We start from the raw sequence: 14,775 nt of genomic DNA on the forward strand, positions 1-14,775 counted from the left end.
TTCTTCGAGAGGATCTGAAAAATGAGCAATCAAACGCCAGGCTGGTGGCGGCGCGCGGGCGTCGATCTGCGGCTCTTGCTGATGAGCGTGCTGCTGGTCGTCATGGGCATCGTCTTCAACGTGATGTCGGGCGGCGTGTTCCTGTCGCCCGAGAACCTCTACAACGTGGCGCAGCAGACGGCCGTGGTGGGCATCGTCGCGACGGTGATGGTGCTGGTCATCGTGGCGCGCCACATCGACCTGTCCGTGGGCTCGGTCATGGGCTTTGTCGGGGTGCTGATCGCCTACCTGCAATACACCTCGGGCTGGTCGTGGCCCACGGCCTGCCTGGCGGGCCTCGCGGTGGCGCTGCTGGTGTCGATCTACCAGGGCTGGCTCACGGCGATGCTGGGCGTGCCGTCGTTCGTGGTCACGCTGGGCGGGCTGATGTCGTTCCGCGGCGCCGCGTTCCTGGTGGCCGACGGCAAGACGCAGCCGGTGAACGACGAGTTCTTCCAGCGCCTGGGCGGCGGGTACGACGGCGGCATCGGCACCACCGCGACCTGGATTCTCGCGGTGTTCGTGGCGGTGGTGCTGTTCGCGCGCATGCTGCAGAAGCGCCGCGCGCGCGCGCATCACGAGATGCCCAACGAGCCGCTCTGGCTCGAACTGCTCTTGACCGCCGTGCCGGTGGCGGTGGTGTTCGTCTTCGCGGCGGTCATGAACAACTACCAGATCGCCTCGAAGGACGCACCGCAGGGTCTGCCGATTCCGGTATTGATCTGGGCCGTGGTGGCCATCGTGCTGTCGTTCATCGTGCACCGCACGCGCTTTGGCCGCTATGTGTTCGCGATGGGCGGCAACCCTGACGCGGCGGCGCTGGTGGGCATTCCGGTGAAGCGGGTCACGCTGATGCTGTTCGCACTGCTCGCGGTGCTGGTCACGGTGGCGGCCATCGTGTCGATTGCGCGGCTCAATGCCGGCACCAACTCGCTCGGCACGGGCATGGAGCTGTACGTGATCGCGGCCGCCGTCATCGGCGGCACGGCGCTCGCGGGCGGCAGCGGCTCGATCTTCGGCTCGGTGCTGGGCGCCCTCATCATGCAGTCGCTCGACAGCGGCATGCTGCTGCTGGACGTGCCGATCGGCAAGCGCATGGTCATCATCGGGCAGGTGCTGATCGTGGCGGTGGTGTTCGACGTGCTCTATCGCAAGCGCTTCGGGGAGAACTGAGATGAGTGCCAACATCATCGATCCCTCCAAACCCCTCGTCGAGCTGCGCGAGATCCGCAAGGCCTTCGGCGGAGTGAAGGCCGTGGACGGCGTGAGCGTGAACCTCCATCCGGGCGAAGTGGTCGCGGTGCTCGGCCACAACGGCGCCGGCAAGTCCACGCTCATGAAGATGCTTGCGGGGGCCTACCCGATCGACTCGGGCGACACGCTGATCGCGGGCGAGAAGGTCCACATCCGCACGCCCGCCGAGGCGCAGGCGCTGGGCATCGAGACCATCTACCAGACGCTGGCGCTGGCGGACAACCTCGACTCGGTGTCCAACCTCTTTCTCGGGCGCGAGAAGATGACGCGCTGGAACACGCTCGACGACCATTTCATGGAAGTCCAGGCGCGCAAGGTGTTCCACCGCCTCAACAAGAACTTCACCAACATCCGCATTCCGGTGCGCCGGCTCTCGGGCGGGCAGCGGCAGGTGGTGGCGATCTCGCGTGCGCTGTACTTCAATGCGCGCATCCTGATCATGGACGAACCCTGCGCCGCGCTCGGCCCCGAGGAAACCGCGATGGTCGGCGGGCTCGTGAAGCAGCTCAAGGCCGATGGCGTCGGCATTTTCCTGATCACGCACGACATGCCCGACGTGTTCTCGCTGAGCGACCGCGTTGCGGTCATGAAGAACGGCAAGCTCGTCGGCACCTACCGCACCGCGGAAGTCACCGAAGACGAAGTGCTCGGCATGATCATCGCCGGCAAGCGTCCTGAAGGAAAAGAGCAGGCGCACCGGTGAATGCAGGCGCGGTGATGGTTCGCAGGCTGAGGACGGGTTCGTGACCATCGGCGATCAACAGCTGCTCAAGCGGATGAACCGCAGCGTCCTGCTGCGGCTGCTGCGCGCGCGGCCGGGACTCTCGCGTGCGCGGCTCGCCACCGAAAGCGGCCTCACCAAATCGACCGTGAGCCTGCTGGTGCGCGAGCTTCTCGACGAGGGCTGGCTCAGCGAGGCAGGTACGACTGTTGCGGATGGTCTGGGACGGCCTTCCACGCCGTTGCAGATCAACGTCGGCATGCGCGCGCTGATGGGCGTCGAGATCGCCGTCGAAACGGTGCGCCTGGCCTGCGTCTCGCTGCAGGGCGAGGTGCTGCATGCCGACACGCATGCGCTGACCGACAGCGCTCCGGCGGGCGTCTGCGCGCAGGTCGCGCGCATGGCCGCGGCCGCGCACCGGCAGTTGGACGAACTGGGGCTGCGCCTGTCGAGCATCGGCGTCTGCGTGCCGGGCGCGGTGGACGATTGCACCGGCGTGGTCCGCTTTGCGCCCAACCTCGGCTGGCGCAACGTGAGCCTGCTGCCCGCGCTCGAAAAAGCCTTTGCCGCGGCGGGCCTGCCGGACGTCATGGTGCAGCTGCAGAACGATGCCGATGCCGCCGCGCTCGGCGAGTACGAGTTCTTCGGCGGCGAGGGCGGCGATCCGCTGATCTTCGTCAGCTGCGACGTCGGCGTGGGTGCCGGCGTGGTGCTGAACGACCGCCTGTTCACGGGCGCGCAAGGCATGGCGGGCGAGATCGGCCACACCATCCTGCAGATCGACGGGCCGCTGTGCTCGTGCGGGCGAAGAGGCTGCGCCGAAGCCTTCTTCGGTTCGCGTGCGCTGGAGCGCGACGCACCCGACACGGCGCGCGCGGCCGCCTTCTTCGGCGTGCTGCTGCAGAACCTGTGGGTCACCTTCGATCCGCGCGCCATCGTGCTCGGCGGCAAGTCGTGCACTCACCATCGCGGCCTGGCGCAGGAGGCTTTCGAGATGGTGAAGCGCCATGCCGATGCGGCCGGCATGCCCGCGCCCGATCTGCGCCTGGCCCGCTATGGCGAGCTGGCTCCCGCGGTGGGCGCGGCCGCGCTGGCGCTGCACGAGTACCTGCGGCCTCTTCAGCTCGATGCGCGTGCGCGCCGGGCCCGTGCCGCGCGCGAGTACCGGATTTCTTCGGCCTGAAAAACCTGCGAGGGGACCAGTACGCGATCAGCCCGGCGCGGTCGCCGCGCCTTTGTCCGCTTCGCGCCAGTCGCGCAGCCGCCGGTACAGCGTGCCGCGCGACACGCCCAGCTGCCGCGCCGCCTGCGACACGTTGCCGCCCTGCGCCGCCAGCGCTTCCTCGATCAGCTTGCGGCTGTGCTCGCGCAGTGTTTCGCCGTGCGGCGTTTCCGTTTCTACGTGGCGGGGAACCACCGCTCCCGTGCTGTCTTTGGCCGCACAGGCGTCGATCGGCGTCGAGGGCTCGATGGACATCACCGCGCCGGTCTCGCCGGGCATTGCCACCGCGTGCCTGAAGTCCGCGCCTTCCGCCGCCTTGAGCCGCGCCTGCACCCACACGCCGAGGCCGCTGGCCAGGCGCAGCGGCTGCGCCGCTTCGCGCCGTTGCAGCCGTAGCAGGCTGGCGAGATCGTGGCCCAGCATGGACTCGACATCGCGCTCGCAGGCTTCTTCCGGCAGGCGGCCGATCAGCCGCGCGCCGGCGCCGTTGAGCCAGGCGATGGTGCCGTCGGGCGCCACGCCGGCCAGCGCTTCCATGGGCGTGCCCAGCAAGGTCGGGCTGGCCTGGAAGCGCAGGATCAGGTGGTCGCGCGACTGTGCCTGCAGCAGCCGGTTCTCGATGGTGGTGGCGTACAGCGCCACCATCGAGGCCGCGTCGAAACCGAAGCGTCGCGCCTCCATCGTGATGTCGAGCACGCCGGCAAGCTGGCCCGCCACGTCCCGAATGGGCGCCGCGGCGCATTGCATCTGCGACAGCACGTCGAAGTAGTGCTCCGCGCCGTCGACGGTGCAGGCCTGTCCGGTGGTCGCCACGATGCCCGGCGCGGTGGTACCGACGATGCGCTCCGAAATGTTCACGCCCACGCGCGCGGTCTTGCGCAGCACCGGCTGGTGCGCCCCGGCCGGCTGCTGCGTGACGTGCACCACCACGCCTTCGCCGTCCGTCAGGATCACGCGGCAGTCGGTGCCCGAGAGCGCGCTTTCCATGCTCGCGAGCTCCTGCCGCGCGACCTCGAGCAGTTCGCGGTTGCGCGCCAGCGTGGCGTGCAGCCGGCTGGGCGTGACCGCATCGAAAGGCACGATGCGTTGCCGGTCGCTGTGGTTGCGGGTGCAGCGCAGCCACGACTGGATCACCGCTTCGCCGACCAGGCCCGAGGGCCGCACGCCTTCCTCGAAGAACTGTTGCCGCGCAAGTGCCACGCGCTGCGCGGGCGTGGTGGAAAAGAGTTGGCGCGGCGCGGTTGCCGTGCCCAGCCTTTCGAAAGCCATGCTATTCGCTGCTCCTCGAAGTCGGGGGAATCAGGAAAATGGGGAACCGGAAATCGCTGGCCCCTCTCGAATGTGTTCTGCAATGGAACAGCGCCGGACTGGGGAAATCCCGAAGGTGAAGGCCAGGGCGACAAAAACGATCCTTGCGGCACAAAGGAGACTCACGATGAAAAAGATCCACGCCGGGCTGCTTCCGCTCGCCGCTGCATGGCTGTGCCTGGGCGCGTCGACGGTTTCGGCCCAGGCTCCGGGCAACCCGCAGGACCGCGCCGCGGCGGCCGTCAAGCAGGTGAACGGCGACTTCATCCGCGCCAATGCGGCAGAGAAGAAGACGCCCGACTGGCCGAGCTACGGCCTCGACTACGCCGAGACGCGCTTCAGCAAGCTCGATCAGGTGAACGCCAGCAACGTCAAGCAGCTCGGCCTGGTCTGGTCCTACAACCTGGAGTCCACGCGCGGCGTGGAAGCCACGCCGCTCGTGGTCGACGGCGTCATGTACGTCACCGCCTCGTGGAGCGTGGTGCACGCCATCGACACGCGCACCGGGCAAAGGCTCTGGACCTTCGATCCGCAGGTCGACAAGTCCAAGGGCTTCCGGGGCTGCTGCGACGTGGTGAACCGCGGCGTTGCGCTGCACGAGGGCCGAGTCTACGTGGCCGCCTACGACGGCCGGCTCATCGCGCTCGATGCGGCCACGGGCCAGAAGGTCTGGGAAAAGAACACCATCGAGGGGCAGAAGGGCTCCTACACCATCACCGGCGCGCCGCGCGTGTTCAAGGGCAAGGTCATCATCGGCAACGGCGGCGCCGAATACGGCGTGCGCGGCTACGTCACGGCCTACGACGCGAAGACCGGCGACCAGAAGTGGCGCTGGTTCGTGGTGCCGGGCGATCCGAGCAAGCCTTTCGAGGACGAATCCATGGCGCGCGCCGCCAAGACCTGGGACCCGAGCGGCAAGTACTGGGAAGCGGGCGGCGGCGGCACCGCATGGGACAGCTTCGCCTTCGACCCCGAGCTCAACCTGATGTACGTGGGCACCGGCAACGGCTCTCCCTGGGCACACAAGGCGCGCAGCCCCAAGGGCGGCGACAATCTCTACCTGGGTTCGGTGGTGGCCCTGAACCCCGACACCGGCAAGTACGTGTGGCACTACCAGGAGACACCCGGCGACAACTGGGACTACACCTCCACCCAGTCGATGATCCTGGCCAACGTCAAGCTGGGCGGCAAGGCGCGCAAGGTGCTGCTGCATGCGCCGAAGAACGGCTTTTTCTTTGTCATCGACCGCACCAATGGCAAGTTCATCTCGGCGAAGAATTTTGTCGAGGTGAACTGGGCCACCGGCTACGACAAGAACGGCCGGCCCATCGAGATCGCTGCCGCGCGACAGAACGAAAAGCCCGGGGACAGCATCCCCGGCCCCTTCGGCGCGCACAACTGGCACCCGATGTCGTTCAACCCGCAAACCGGCCTGGCTTACCTGCCCGCGCAGAACGTGCCGCTCAACCTGATGGACGACAAGGACTGGAAATTCGACCAGAACGCGCCCGGCCGCCCGCACGCTGCACTGGGTTGGAACACTGGCATGTTCGCCAACGCCGAGCCGCCCAAGAGCAAGCCCTTCGGCCGCCTCGTCGCCTGGGACCCGGTGGCGCAGAAGGAGGCCTGGCGCGTGGATTACGCCTCGCCGTGGAACGGCGGCACCCTCACCACCGCCGGCAACCTCGTGTTCCAGGGCACGGCCGACGGCCGCCTGGTGGCCTACAACGCGAAGACCGGCGAGAAGCTCTGGGAGACGCCCACGGGCACCGGCGTGGTCGCGGCGCCTGCCACCTACATGGTCGACGGCAAGCAGTACGTGTCGATTGCGGTGGGCTGGGGCGGCGTGTACGGCCTCGCGCAGCGCGCCACCGAGCGGCAGGGGCCGGGCACGGTCTACACCTTCGCGGTCGGTGGCACGGCCAAGATGCCGGAGTTCGTGCAGTACCGCATGGACAAGCTGGTGCAGGGCGTGAAGTACGACCCCGCCAAGGTCCAGGCCGGCACCATGCTCTATGTGAGCAACTGCGTGTTCTGCCACGGCGTGCCGGGCGTGGACCGCGGCGGCAATATCCCGAACCTCGGCTACATGGATGCGGCCTACATCGAGAACCTCGACAAATTCATCCTCAAGGGCCCGGCCATGGCGCGCGGCATGCCCGACTTCACGGGCAAGCTCTCGGGCGAGGAGATCGAGAGCATCAAGGCTTTCATCCAGGGCACGGCGGACGCGATCCGGCCGAAGTGACGCTGTCGCCGCCATGAAAAAAGCCGCCGGACCTGATGGCCCGGCGGCGCTTCTTTTTTTGGCGAGGGATCGAAACGATCAGTCGGCGTACACGCCGGCAGCCTTTATGATGGGCCCCCACTTGGCGATTTCAGCCGAGACGAACTTCTTGTGCTCGGCCGGCTCGGTGCGCTTGTCGGCGACGATCACGGCGCCCAGCGCTTCTTCGCGCTTGATGAAGCCCGGGTCCTTCAGCGCGGCCTTGACGGCTTCGTTGAGCTTCTTCAGTACCGGCGCCGGCGTGCCCTTGGGCGCATACACGCCGTGCCAGATCGAGACCTCGAAGTCCTTCAGGCCCGATTCGGCCAGCGTCGGCAGATCTTTCAGGGCCGGCGTGCTCAGGCGCTTGCTCGTGGTCACGGCATAGGCCTTGACCTTCTTGGCCTCGATCTGCGAGGTGGTGTTGGTGGTCTGGTCGCACAGCAGGTCGATCTGGCCGCCCAGCAGGTCGGCGATGGCCGGTGCGGTGCCCTTGTAGGGAACCGGTGTCATTTCGACCTTGAGCGCGCTCTGGAACAGCAGGCCGCACAGGTGCGACGCGGCGCCCAGCCCGGCATTGCCGAGGTTGATCTTGCCCTTGTTGGCAGCGATCCACGCCGTCAGTTCCTTGTAGTTGTTGGCGGGCAGGGTGGGCCTGCCGATGAGCGTCATCGGCACTTCATTGACCATGCCGAGGTATTCGAAGTCGTTCTCGACGTTGAACGGCAGCTTGCGGTAGAGCGCCGGCATCGTGGACATGCCGATGTGGTTCACCAGAATGGTGTAGCCGTCGGGCGCAGCGCGAGCGACCTTGGCGGTGCCGATGGAGCTGCCGGCGCCCGCGGTGTTGTCCACGACGATCGTCGTGCCGAGGGTCTTCTGCATGGCTTCGGCCAGGTCGCGCGCCACGCGGTCGGTCGGGCCGCCGGCTGAGAAAGGCACTACCAGCGTGACAGTCTTGCCTGCAGGGAAATCCTGGGCGTAGGCGCCCGCGGCGGCAGCGGCAATCGCCGTAAATGCAAGCAATTTCTTCATGATGTCTCCCGACGATTGAAATGAAAACGGCCGCGATCATAAAGGCTGACCACGACCTGACCCATAGCGAATAGCCCTAGGGACGCGCCAGAAAGCGCACTTTCCTGGGGCATGATGCGCGCTCGCAAGTCGCGCCTGGGGAGGCGCGAAGAAAAAACCATAAACACCGCAGGCCCACGGGCCGCATCGAGGAGGAATTTCCATATGGATCCATGGGTCTATCCGCGCGAGCGCTGGCTCGGCAACATCACGCTCGGACTCGGCCTCTTGGTCTGGGTGCTGCTGGTGCTCGGCACCCTGGGCATTGCGCTCGTCTATGTACTGCTCGGCTTCATTGCCTATGTGTTCGCACAGTCGGCCGTCATCGCCTGGATCAAGGGCACGGCCGTGAAGCTTTCGCCCACCCAGCTGCCGGACCTGCATGCGCGCTTCCAGGCCTGCTGCGGCCATCTCGGCATCGAGCACCCGCCCGAGGCCTACCTGCTGCATGGCGACGGCATCTTCAACGCCTTTGCCACCCGCTTCTTCGGCCGCAACTTCGTGGTGCTGCTGTCCGACGTGGTCGACGCGATGGAAGCCCAGCCCGACGGCATCAACTTCTACATCGGCCACGAGCTCGGCCACATCCGGCGCGGCCACCTCACGGGCCACATCTGGCGCGCCCCGGTGCTCTGGCTGCCACTGCTCGGCGCCGCCTACTCTCGCGCGAAGGAATACACCTGCGACCTGCATGGCGCCGCCTGCTGCGAGCAGCCCGACTCCGCACCCCGCGCACTCGTGGCGCTGGCCGCCGGTGCGCAGCAATGGCGCAACGTCGACCTGCAGCGCTACGCCGACCAGTCGGTGGGCAACAGCGGCTTCTGGGGCTCGTTCCATGAAGTGATCGCCGGCTACCCCTGGCTCACCAAGCGCGTGGCGCGCACCATCGACGCGGATGCGAAGCTGCCGAGCCGCAATCCCGTGGCCTACCTGCTCGCCGTCTTCGTGCCGTACACCGGCCGTGCCGGCGGCGGTGCACTGGCGTTGGTGATGGTGGTCGCCATCATCGGCGTGCTGGCCGCCGTGGCCATTCCGGCCTACAAGGAATACCAGACCCGCGCGGTCGTTTCCCAGGCCTGGTCGGAGGCCGCGCCAGTGCGCGAAGCGCTCGGCAACTACTACAAGCAGAAGGAAGAGATTCCCGACTCGCTCTCGATCGCCGGTGCCCCCGAAAGCCTGCCCGGCGGCGCGGAGCTGACGCTCGATCCGGACACCATGGTGGTCGAAGTCGCGCTTCCAAAGGCGGCAGGCACGCTGCGCATGGAGCCCTCGGCCACCGATGACGGCATTGCATGGAACTGCGTGGCCGGTGACGACCTGGCTGACAAGGCACTGCCGATCGCCTGCCGCAAATAGCGGCAAATTGAACGACATACAGTCGTAAGAGAAGTTTGCCGGCCGTCCAACTGTCCGACAGGCAGACCCGACGCGTGCCGATGCCCTCCACGGGGGTGGGTTCTAGGGTGAAGTCTTTGCCGCCATCACCAGGCATCCAACAAGGAGAACTTCACCCATGCCCATCACCTCATCCTCGCTGGACGGAATGAAGGTTGCCATCCTCGTGTCGGACGGCTTCGAGCAGGCCGAGATGACCGAGCCGCGCAAGGCGCTCGAAAGTGCCGGTGCGCAGACGCAGATCGTCTCGCCGCTCGACGGCAGCGTGCGCGGCTGGAAGCACCTGGAGCCGGCCGACACCTTCGAGGTCGACGTGCCGCTGAAGAACGCCAATGCCGACGACTTCGATGCGCTGCTGCTGCCCGGCGGCGTCGTCAACCCCGATGCACTGCGCATCAACCAGAAGGCCGTGGCTTTCGTGCGCGCCTTCGTCGAATCGGGCAAGCCCATTGCCGCCATCTGCCACGGTCCATGGACGCTCATCAACGCCGATGGCGTCAAGGGCCGAAAGCTGACGTCGTGGCCTTCGCTGCGCATCGACCTGATGAACGCGGGCGCGAAGTGGACCGACCATGAAGTGGTGGTCGACCGCGGCCTGGTGACGAGCCGCAGGCCCGACGACCTGCCCGCATTCAACCGCGAGATGACGAAGCTGTTCGAGCTCGCGCACGAAGCGGCGATTCACTGAGGGTTGCGACGCCCGGCCCCGTGTAGCGCGCACGCGGCCGTATCAATTGCCCCGAGGCCTGCTGCTCGAGCACGTGGGCCGTCCAGCCGACCGTGCGCGCCAGCGCGAACAGCGTCAACGGCGCATCGGCCGGCAGCTTGTGCACGGCCGCCAGCGCTGCCAACGCGAAATCGACGTTCGCCGCTTCGCCCACGAGCGTTTCGCCGGTGGCGCGCAGTGCCGCGAGCACGGGTGGCAGCTCGATGCCGGCAAGCAGGGCGGTGCAGCGCGCGTCTCCTTGCGGATAGAGCGGATGGCCGAAAGCCGCAAGCGGCCGGTCGTGCGCGAGCCACTCGCGCACCGCGGCCTCGCTGCCCATGGCCGTGGCGCTGCGCACCAGCGCCTGCACCGCCGCCGCGGCACCGCCATGCAATGGACCTGTGAGCGTGGACAGGCCGGTGAGCAGGCACGCCGCGAGCGAGGCGCCCGTCGATGCCGTCACGCGCGCGGCGAAGGTCGAGGCGTTGAGTTCATGGTCGGCCAGCAGTACCAGTGCGCGGCGCAGCACATCGGCGGCGCGCGGACGGCGCCATGCCGCGGCAAGACGCATGTGGAGCGGGGCGGTGCGCGAAGGCGGCGGCCCGAGCAATGCATCGGCCAGCGTGCCGATCACTTCTGCCGCCTCGGACTTCAGCACCGCGGCGGCGCGGCCGCGCGAGGGCAGGTCGGTCGCGGCACGTGACGCGAGCGCCAGCAGGCCGGCTTGCAGCGGCGTCGCGCGTTCGCCATGCAACGGCTTGGGAGCGTCGGCCAGGGCGAAGCGCGGCGGCGCGCTTTCCCACAGCAGCCCCGCCACGTCTTCGAGCGTGGCATGTTCCGCAAGCAGGCAAGCATCCTGCCCGCGGTACCAGAGGCGCCCCTCGGACACCGTGGACACGGCGGAAGGCAGCACCGGCTCACCCCATCGAATGGCCTCGCTCGCGACCGCCTCGCTGCTGCGCCGGCCGCGCATGCGCGCCGCGATGCGCTGCACGTCGTCCCGGTGATAGAGGCTGCGCCGAGGGTCCGCCGCATCCGGCTTGGCGCGGACGCGCCCGCGGCTCACGCTCGCGTAGAGCGTCTGCGGACGGACCTGCATCAGCTCGAGAGCTTCGGCGGCAGGCAACCAGAGCGGAGTCTTCGTCGTCATGTTGATGAAATAAATCAAGATTGACGTCAATATTAGCGTCGCCAGAATCAGTCTCGTCATGCAAACGCAGGAGTACAAGGCAATGAACGACGACGACAACAACAGAGACGGCGGCCTCGAAGGCGTGGTGGCCGCGCGCACCGTGCTGTCCGAGGTGGACGGTGCCGCCGGCCGGCTGGTGATCCGCGGCCACCAGCTCGACGAGATTGCACGGCACTGGCGCTACGAAGACGCGGTGGCGCTGCTGTTGCAGGGCTTCTTCGACACGTTGCCCAACGCGGTTGGCCTGCGCGCAGCACTGGGCCGCGCACGGCGCGAAGCCTTCGAGCGCCTGCCGCCGAACGACGATGCCGTGCTGCGCAAGCTGCCGCCCATCGAAGCGGTGCGCGCCCTGATCGCGCGCCTGCCCGATGGCGACGACCTGGCCACTGCGCTGCGGCTGGTGGCGGCGCCCGCGGTCTATACGGCGGCGGTGATGCGTTGGCGGTCGGGCGCACAGGCCCTTGAGCCTGATGAAACACTGCCGCAGGCGGCCGACATGCAGCGCATGCTGCATGGCCGCGCGCCCACCGAAGCGCAGGTTGCCGCACTGGACACGTACCTCGTCACCGTGTGCGACCACGGCCTCAACGCGTCGACCTTTGCCGCGCGCGTGGTCGCTTCAACTGGCGCGGGACTGGCATCGGCGGTACTCGCCGGCATCAGCGCGCTCAAGGGCCCGCTGCATGGCGGTGCGCCCGGTCCGGTGCTCGACGCGCTCGATGCCATCGGAACCGCGGCCAATGCCCGTGCATGGCTCGAGGGCGCTGTCGCCAGCGGCCAGCGGCTGATGGGTTTCGGCCATCGCATCTACCGCGTGCGCGATCCGCGCGCCGATGCGCTCAAGGGCGCGCTGCGTCGGCTGGGCGCCGAAGGCAGCGCGGACACCGTTCAGGCCGCGCGCTTCGAATTGGCCGAAGCAGCGGAGCAAGCCGCGCTCGCCATCCTGCGCGAGAAGAAGCCCGATCGCGCGTTGGAAACCAACGTAGAGTTCTATACCGCGTTGCTGCTCGAAGCCCTGGGCTTTCGCCGCGAGAGTTTCACCTGCGTGTTCGCGGCGGGCCGCGTGAGCGGATGGGTGGCGCATGCACGCGAACAGGTGAAGAAGGGGCGGCTGATCCGGCCGCAATCGGTGTACGTGGGGCCCGCTCCGCATGAGGCCGAAGCCGCGCTCGCGCGCTGAGCGCACGCCGCGTCCCCCGGTCTTCGGACCGTCGCCGCGTTCCGGTACGCTTGCCGTTTTCTTCGCATCGCCTGCACGGCTCGTGCAGCGTGGTGCCCCTGCAAGGCGAAAGTACTCCAACCCATGGCGGCATCCACTTCGTTCGAGCGCGCGCAGCGCCTGCCCACCCATTTCGCATGGATCGCCCTGGCGGTCGGTGCGGCCCTGTTCGCGGTGAACATGACGGTGCTGCTGCTGCCTTCCTCGCCGCACAGCGAGCATATGCGCAGTGTGTATGCGCAGCCGGGCGTGTGGATTCCGCTCTTGTCCCGCGTCGTCACGGTGTGGCTGCTGGCTGCCACCCTGGCGTGGTGCCATGCGCGCAAGGCGCTCGACGAGCGCGGCGCGGCCCGCGTCGCGCAGCTTCGCAGCCCTGGCAGCCGCTTTGCCGCCGTGTACCTCGCCGCGACAGTCGTCAACGTCCTTGCATTGACGCCGCTGCTCTACCAGGCGCAGGTGCTCTTCATGCCGGGCGGCCCGCTGCACGAGCACGTCGACATGTACGGCATGCGCTCGCTCATGGCCGCGTCGATGCTGATCCAGTCCACCCTCCAGATGCTCGTTCTCATCGCGAGCGTGTGGCTCGCCGCCTGGTTCGCGCTGCGCGAGCGCGGCGCTGCGCTTGCCGGCGAACCGTCCGGTGTGCCGGACCTCGGCGCTCGCGCATCGCCTCGCAATGCCGTGGCACTCGTGACGGCCGCGATCTTCGTCTCGCTGCAGTCATGGATCGGCAACGCCGCGAGCGGCTGGGTCGACACCTCGAGGGAGTCGGATCTGGTGCCGCTTCTTCTCGGCTGGTTCGCGGCGCCGCTGCTGATCTGTGCGCTGGCATTCTGGGGTGGCTGGCTCGGCGCCGCGCCGCGGCCCGCGCAAACGCGTCCCTTCCGTGCCGTGGCGGCTGCGGTGTCGGCCTTCGTGCTGTTGCAGGCGGTCTGCGCCGCCCTCGCGATCGGCGGGCTGCTGTGGATCGCCAGCGCGAGCTTCTCGGGCAGCAGCAGCGACAGCCGCCTCGTGGCGCTCGCCGCCGTGATGGTGGCGCTCTACCTTGTGCTGCTGGTGGTGTTCGTGCGTGCGATCACGCGCCGCTTCTACCGCCGCTACTTGTAGCTGCGCGCATCCTCGATCACCTTGCCGTCGTTCGGCAGGGTGCCCGGCGCCACCAGTTCGATGGTGCCGCGCAGCTTGGTCACTTCGCGCACCGCATCGGCGATGCGCGCATCGAGCCCGGCCGGTGCGCCGGCGCATTCGAGCCTGAAGGTCATCTGGTCGTCGCCCATCTCGCCCGAGACCACGAGACGCGCACGCTGGATCTCCGGAAAGCGCCGCGCGATCTCCGCCACCTGCGAGGGGTGGACGAACATGCCGCGCACCTTGGTGGTCTGGTCGGCGCGGCCGAGCCATCCCTTGATGCGCTTGTTGGTGCGGCCCGTGGGGCAGGCGCCTGCAAGCACGGCCGAAAGATCGCCGGTGCCGAAGCGCACGAGGGGATAGTCGGGGTTGAAGGTGGTCACCACGATTTCGCCCACTTCGCCGTCGGGCACCGGGTCTCCGGTGCCGGGGCGCACGATCTCGACCAGCACACCTTCGTCGATCACCAGGCCTTCGCGCGCACTGGTCTCGTAGGCGATGAGGCCGAGGTCGGCGGTGGCGTAGCACTGCGTGCCTTTCACGCCGTGCGCGGCAATCCAGTCGTGCAGGCTGGGCGGAAAGGCCTCGCCGGACACGAGCGCCTTGGTGAGCGAAGGCAGTTTCAGGCCTTTTTCTTCGGCCTTCTCCAGCAGGATCTTCAGGAAGCTCGGCGTGCCCGCATAGCCTTCGGGCTTCAGGTCGGCCATGGCCTCGAGCTGCTGCTCGGTCTGGCCGGTGCCGCCCGCGAACACGGTGCAGCCCATGGCGCGCGCGCCGCTTTCCATGATGGAGCCGGCCGGTGTCATGTGGTAGCTGAAGCTGTTGTGAATCAGCTCGCCGGTGCGAAAGCCGGCCGCATGCAGCGCGCGCGCCGTGCGCCAGTAGTCGCGCGCTTCGCCTTCAGGTTCGTAGATGGTGCCGGGGCTTGCGAACACGCGCGGCATGCGGGTGCCGCGGCCGATGGCGGAAAAACCGCCGAAGGGGTCGTCGGCGCGGCGCTGTTTCTGCAGCTCGAGCAACTCGGTCTTGCGTGTGACCGGCAGCTTGGCGAGCGCTTCGCGCGTGCTGATGTCCGCCGGCTTCACGCCGTCGAGGATCTTGGCAAACGCGGGTGCCGCGCTCTGGGCCTGTGCGATCTGCCTCGGCAGCGCGGCCAGCAGGTCGCGTTCGCGTTCGGCGGGGTCGCGGATTTCGAGGGCGTCGTAGTGGTCGGTCATGGCTTCAATGCCCTTCTTCATCGGATGGCGAGCG

Annotated in this window: 12 protein-coding genes; 8 read left to right on the forward strand and 4 right to left on the reverse strand. The window is 67.9% G+C overall.

The window, feature by feature from the left end; all coding sequences use genetic code 11:
- The first annotated feature begins 21 nt into the window (after nucleotides 1–21).
- From ACAM55_RS00885 to ACAM55_RS00895, 3 genes are read left to right on the forward strand one after another with little or no spacing between them, the layout of a single operon-like run.
- Entirely contained in the window at nucleotides 22–1,212 is a 1,191-nt protein-coding gene (locus ACAM55_RS00885) for a sugar ABC transporter permease (protein WP_369654250.1), read from the forward strand.
- Between the two features lies 1 nt (nucleotide 1,213).
- Nucleotides 1,214–1,996 carry an ATP-binding cassette domain-containing protein gene (locus ACAM55_RS00890; RefSeq protein WP_369654251.1) on the forward strand — a complete coding sequence of 261 codons (783 nt, stop codon included), beginning with the start codon at nucleotides 1,214–1,216 and terminating at the stop codon, nucleotides 1,994–1,996.
- 40 nt (nucleotides 1,997–2,036) lie between these two features.
- Nucleotides 2,037–3,197, forward strand: coding sequence for an ROK family protein (locus tag ACAM55_RS00895; RefSeq protein WP_369654252.1), 1,161 nt, complete (start codon nucleotides 2,037–2,039; stop codon nucleotides 3,195–3,197).
- Between the two features lie 27 nt (nucleotides 3,198–3,224).
- Here the strand turns inward: ACAM55_RS00895 and ACAM55_RS00900 are convergent, their stop codons facing one another.
- Nucleotides 3,225–4,505 carry a helix-turn-helix domain-containing protein gene (locus ACAM55_RS00900; protein ID WP_369654253.1) on the reverse strand — a complete coding sequence of 427 codons (1,281 nt, stop codon included), beginning with the start codon at nucleotides 4,503–4,505 and terminating at the stop codon, nucleotides 3,225–3,227.
- Between the two features lie 166 nt (nucleotides 4,506–4,671).
- On the opposite strand from ACAM55_RS00900, the gene ACAM55_RS00905 reads away from it, so the two are divergent.
- Nucleotides 4,672–6,792 (forward strand): PQQ-dependent dehydrogenase, methanol/ethanol family, encoded by a 2,121-nt coding sequence (locus ACAM55_RS00905; protein WP_369654254.1) that lies wholly within the window; start codon nucleotides 4,672–4,674, stop codon nucleotides 6,790–6,792.
- Nucleotides 6,793–6,870: 78 nt separating this feature from the next.
- Here the strand turns inward: ACAM55_RS00905 and ACAM55_RS00910 are convergent, their stop codons facing one another.
- Nucleotides 6,871–7,845, reverse strand: coding sequence for a tripartite tricarboxylate transporter substrate-binding protein (locus tag ACAM55_RS00910; protein WP_369654255.1), 975 nt, complete (start codon nucleotides 7,843–7,845; stop codon nucleotides 6,871–6,873).
- Nucleotides 7,846–8,049: 204 nt separating this feature from the next.
- Here ACAM55_RS00910 and ACAM55_RS00915 point away from each other — a divergent pair, with 204 nt between their 5' ends.
- Both ACAM55_RS00915 and ACAM55_RS00920 read left to right on the forward strand, forming a co-directional pair.
- Nucleotides 8,050–9,240, forward strand: coding sequence for a M48 family metalloprotease (locus tag ACAM55_RS00915; RefSeq protein WP_369654256.1), 1,191 nt, complete (start codon nucleotides 8,050–8,052; stop codon nucleotides 9,238–9,240).
- Nucleotides 9,241–9,397: 157 nt separating this feature from the next.
- Nucleotides 9,398–9,967 (forward strand): type 1 glutamine amidotransferase domain-containing protein, encoded by a 570-nt coding sequence (locus tag ACAM55_RS00920; RefSeq protein WP_369654257.1) that lies wholly within the window; start codon nucleotides 9,398–9,400, stop codon nucleotides 9,965–9,967.
- Here the strand turns inward: ACAM55_RS00920 and ACAM55_RS00925 are convergent.
- Nucleotides 9,912–11,135 (reverse strand): citrate/2-methylcitrate synthase, encoded by a 1,224-nt coding sequence (locus tag ACAM55_RS00925; protein ID WP_369654258.1) that lies wholly within the window; start codon nucleotides 11,133–11,135, stop codon nucleotides 9,912–9,914. The two genes, ACAM55_RS00920 and ACAM55_RS00925, sit on opposite strands and share 56 nt — an antisense overlap.
- Before the next feature lie 82 nt (nucleotides 11,136–11,217).
- On the opposite strand from ACAM55_RS00925, the gene ACAM55_RS00930 reads away from it, so the two are divergent.
- Both ACAM55_RS00930 and ACAM55_RS00935 read left to right on the forward strand, forming a co-directional pair.
- Entirely contained in the window at nucleotides 11,218–12,357 is a 1,140-nt protein-coding gene (locus tag ACAM55_RS00930) for a citrate synthase/methylcitrate synthase (RefSeq protein ID WP_369654259.1), read from the forward strand.
- Between the two features lie 123 nt (nucleotides 12,358–12,480).
- Nucleotides 12,481–13,503 carry a hypothetical protein gene (locus ACAM55_RS00935; protein ID WP_369654260.1) on the forward strand — a complete coding sequence of 341 codons (1,023 nt, stop codon included), beginning with the start codon at nucleotides 12,481–12,483 and terminating at the stop codon, nucleotides 13,501–13,503.
- Here the strand turns inward: ACAM55_RS00935 and ACAM55_RS00940 are convergent.
- The gene (locus ACAM55_RS00940) at nucleotides 13,494–14,741 is read right to left on the reverse strand and encodes a phenylacetate--CoA ligase family protein (protein ID WP_369656480.1); all 1,248 of its coding nucleotides are present in this window, start codon (nucleotides 14,739–14,741) and stop codon (nucleotides 13,494–13,496) included. The two genes, ACAM55_RS00935 and ACAM55_RS00940, sit on opposite strands and share 10 nt — an antisense overlap.
- Between the last annotated feature and the right edge of the window lie 34 nt (nucleotides 14,742–14,775).

Source organism: Variovorax sp. V213, from assembly GCF_041154455.1.
In the GTDB taxonomy this organism is placed as follows: domain Bacteria; phylum Pseudomonadota; class Gammaproteobacteria; order Burkholderiales; family Burkholderiaceae_C; genus Variovorax.

Bases quoted from the DNA above. Each gene is read 5' to 3' on its own strand.
- ACAM55_RS00940 (WP_369656480.1), bottom strand. From the start codon at position 14,741: ATGACCGACCACTACGACGCCCTCGAAATCCGCGACCCCGCCGAACGC.
- ACAM55_RS00885 (WP_369654250.1), top strand. From the start codon at position 22: ATGAGCAATCAAACGCCAGGCTGGTGGCGGCGCGCGGGCGTCGATCTG.
- ACAM55_RS00915 (WP_369654256.1), top strand. From the start codon at position 8,050: ATGGATCCATGGGTCTATCCGCGCGAGCGCTGGCTCGGCAACATCACG.
- ACAM55_RS00925 (WP_369654258.1), bottom strand. From the start codon at position 11,135: ATGACGACGAAGACTCCGCTCTGGTTGCCTGCCGCCGAAGCTCTCGAG.
- ACAM55_RS00930 (WP_369654259.1), top strand. From the start codon at position 11,218: ATGAACGACGACGACAACAACAGAGACGGCGGCCTCGAAGGCGTGGTG.
- ACAM55_RS00900 (WP_369654253.1), bottom strand. From the start codon at position 4,505: ATGGCTTTCGAAAGGCTGGGCACGGCAACCGCGCCGCGCCAACTCTTT.
- ACAM55_RS00890 (WP_369654251.1), top strand. From the start codon at position 1,214: ATGAGTGCCAACATCATCGATCCCTCCAAACCCCTCGTCGAGCTGCGC.
- ACAM55_RS00920 (WP_369654257.1), top strand. From the start codon at position 9,398: ATGCCCATCACCTCATCCTCGCTGGACGGAATGAAGGTTGCCATCCTC.
- ACAM55_RS00905 (WP_369654254.1), top strand. From the start codon at position 4,672: ATGAAAAAGATCCACGCCGGGCTGCTTCCGCTCGCCGCTGCATGGCTG.
- ACAM55_RS00935 (WP_369654260.1), top strand. From the start codon at position 12,481: ATGGCGGCATCCACTTCGTTCGAGCGCGCGCAGCGCCTGCCCACCCAT.
- ACAM55_RS00910 (WP_369654255.1), bottom strand. From the start codon at position 7,845: ATGAAGAAATTGCTTGCATTTACGGCGATTGCCGCTGCCGCCGCGGGC.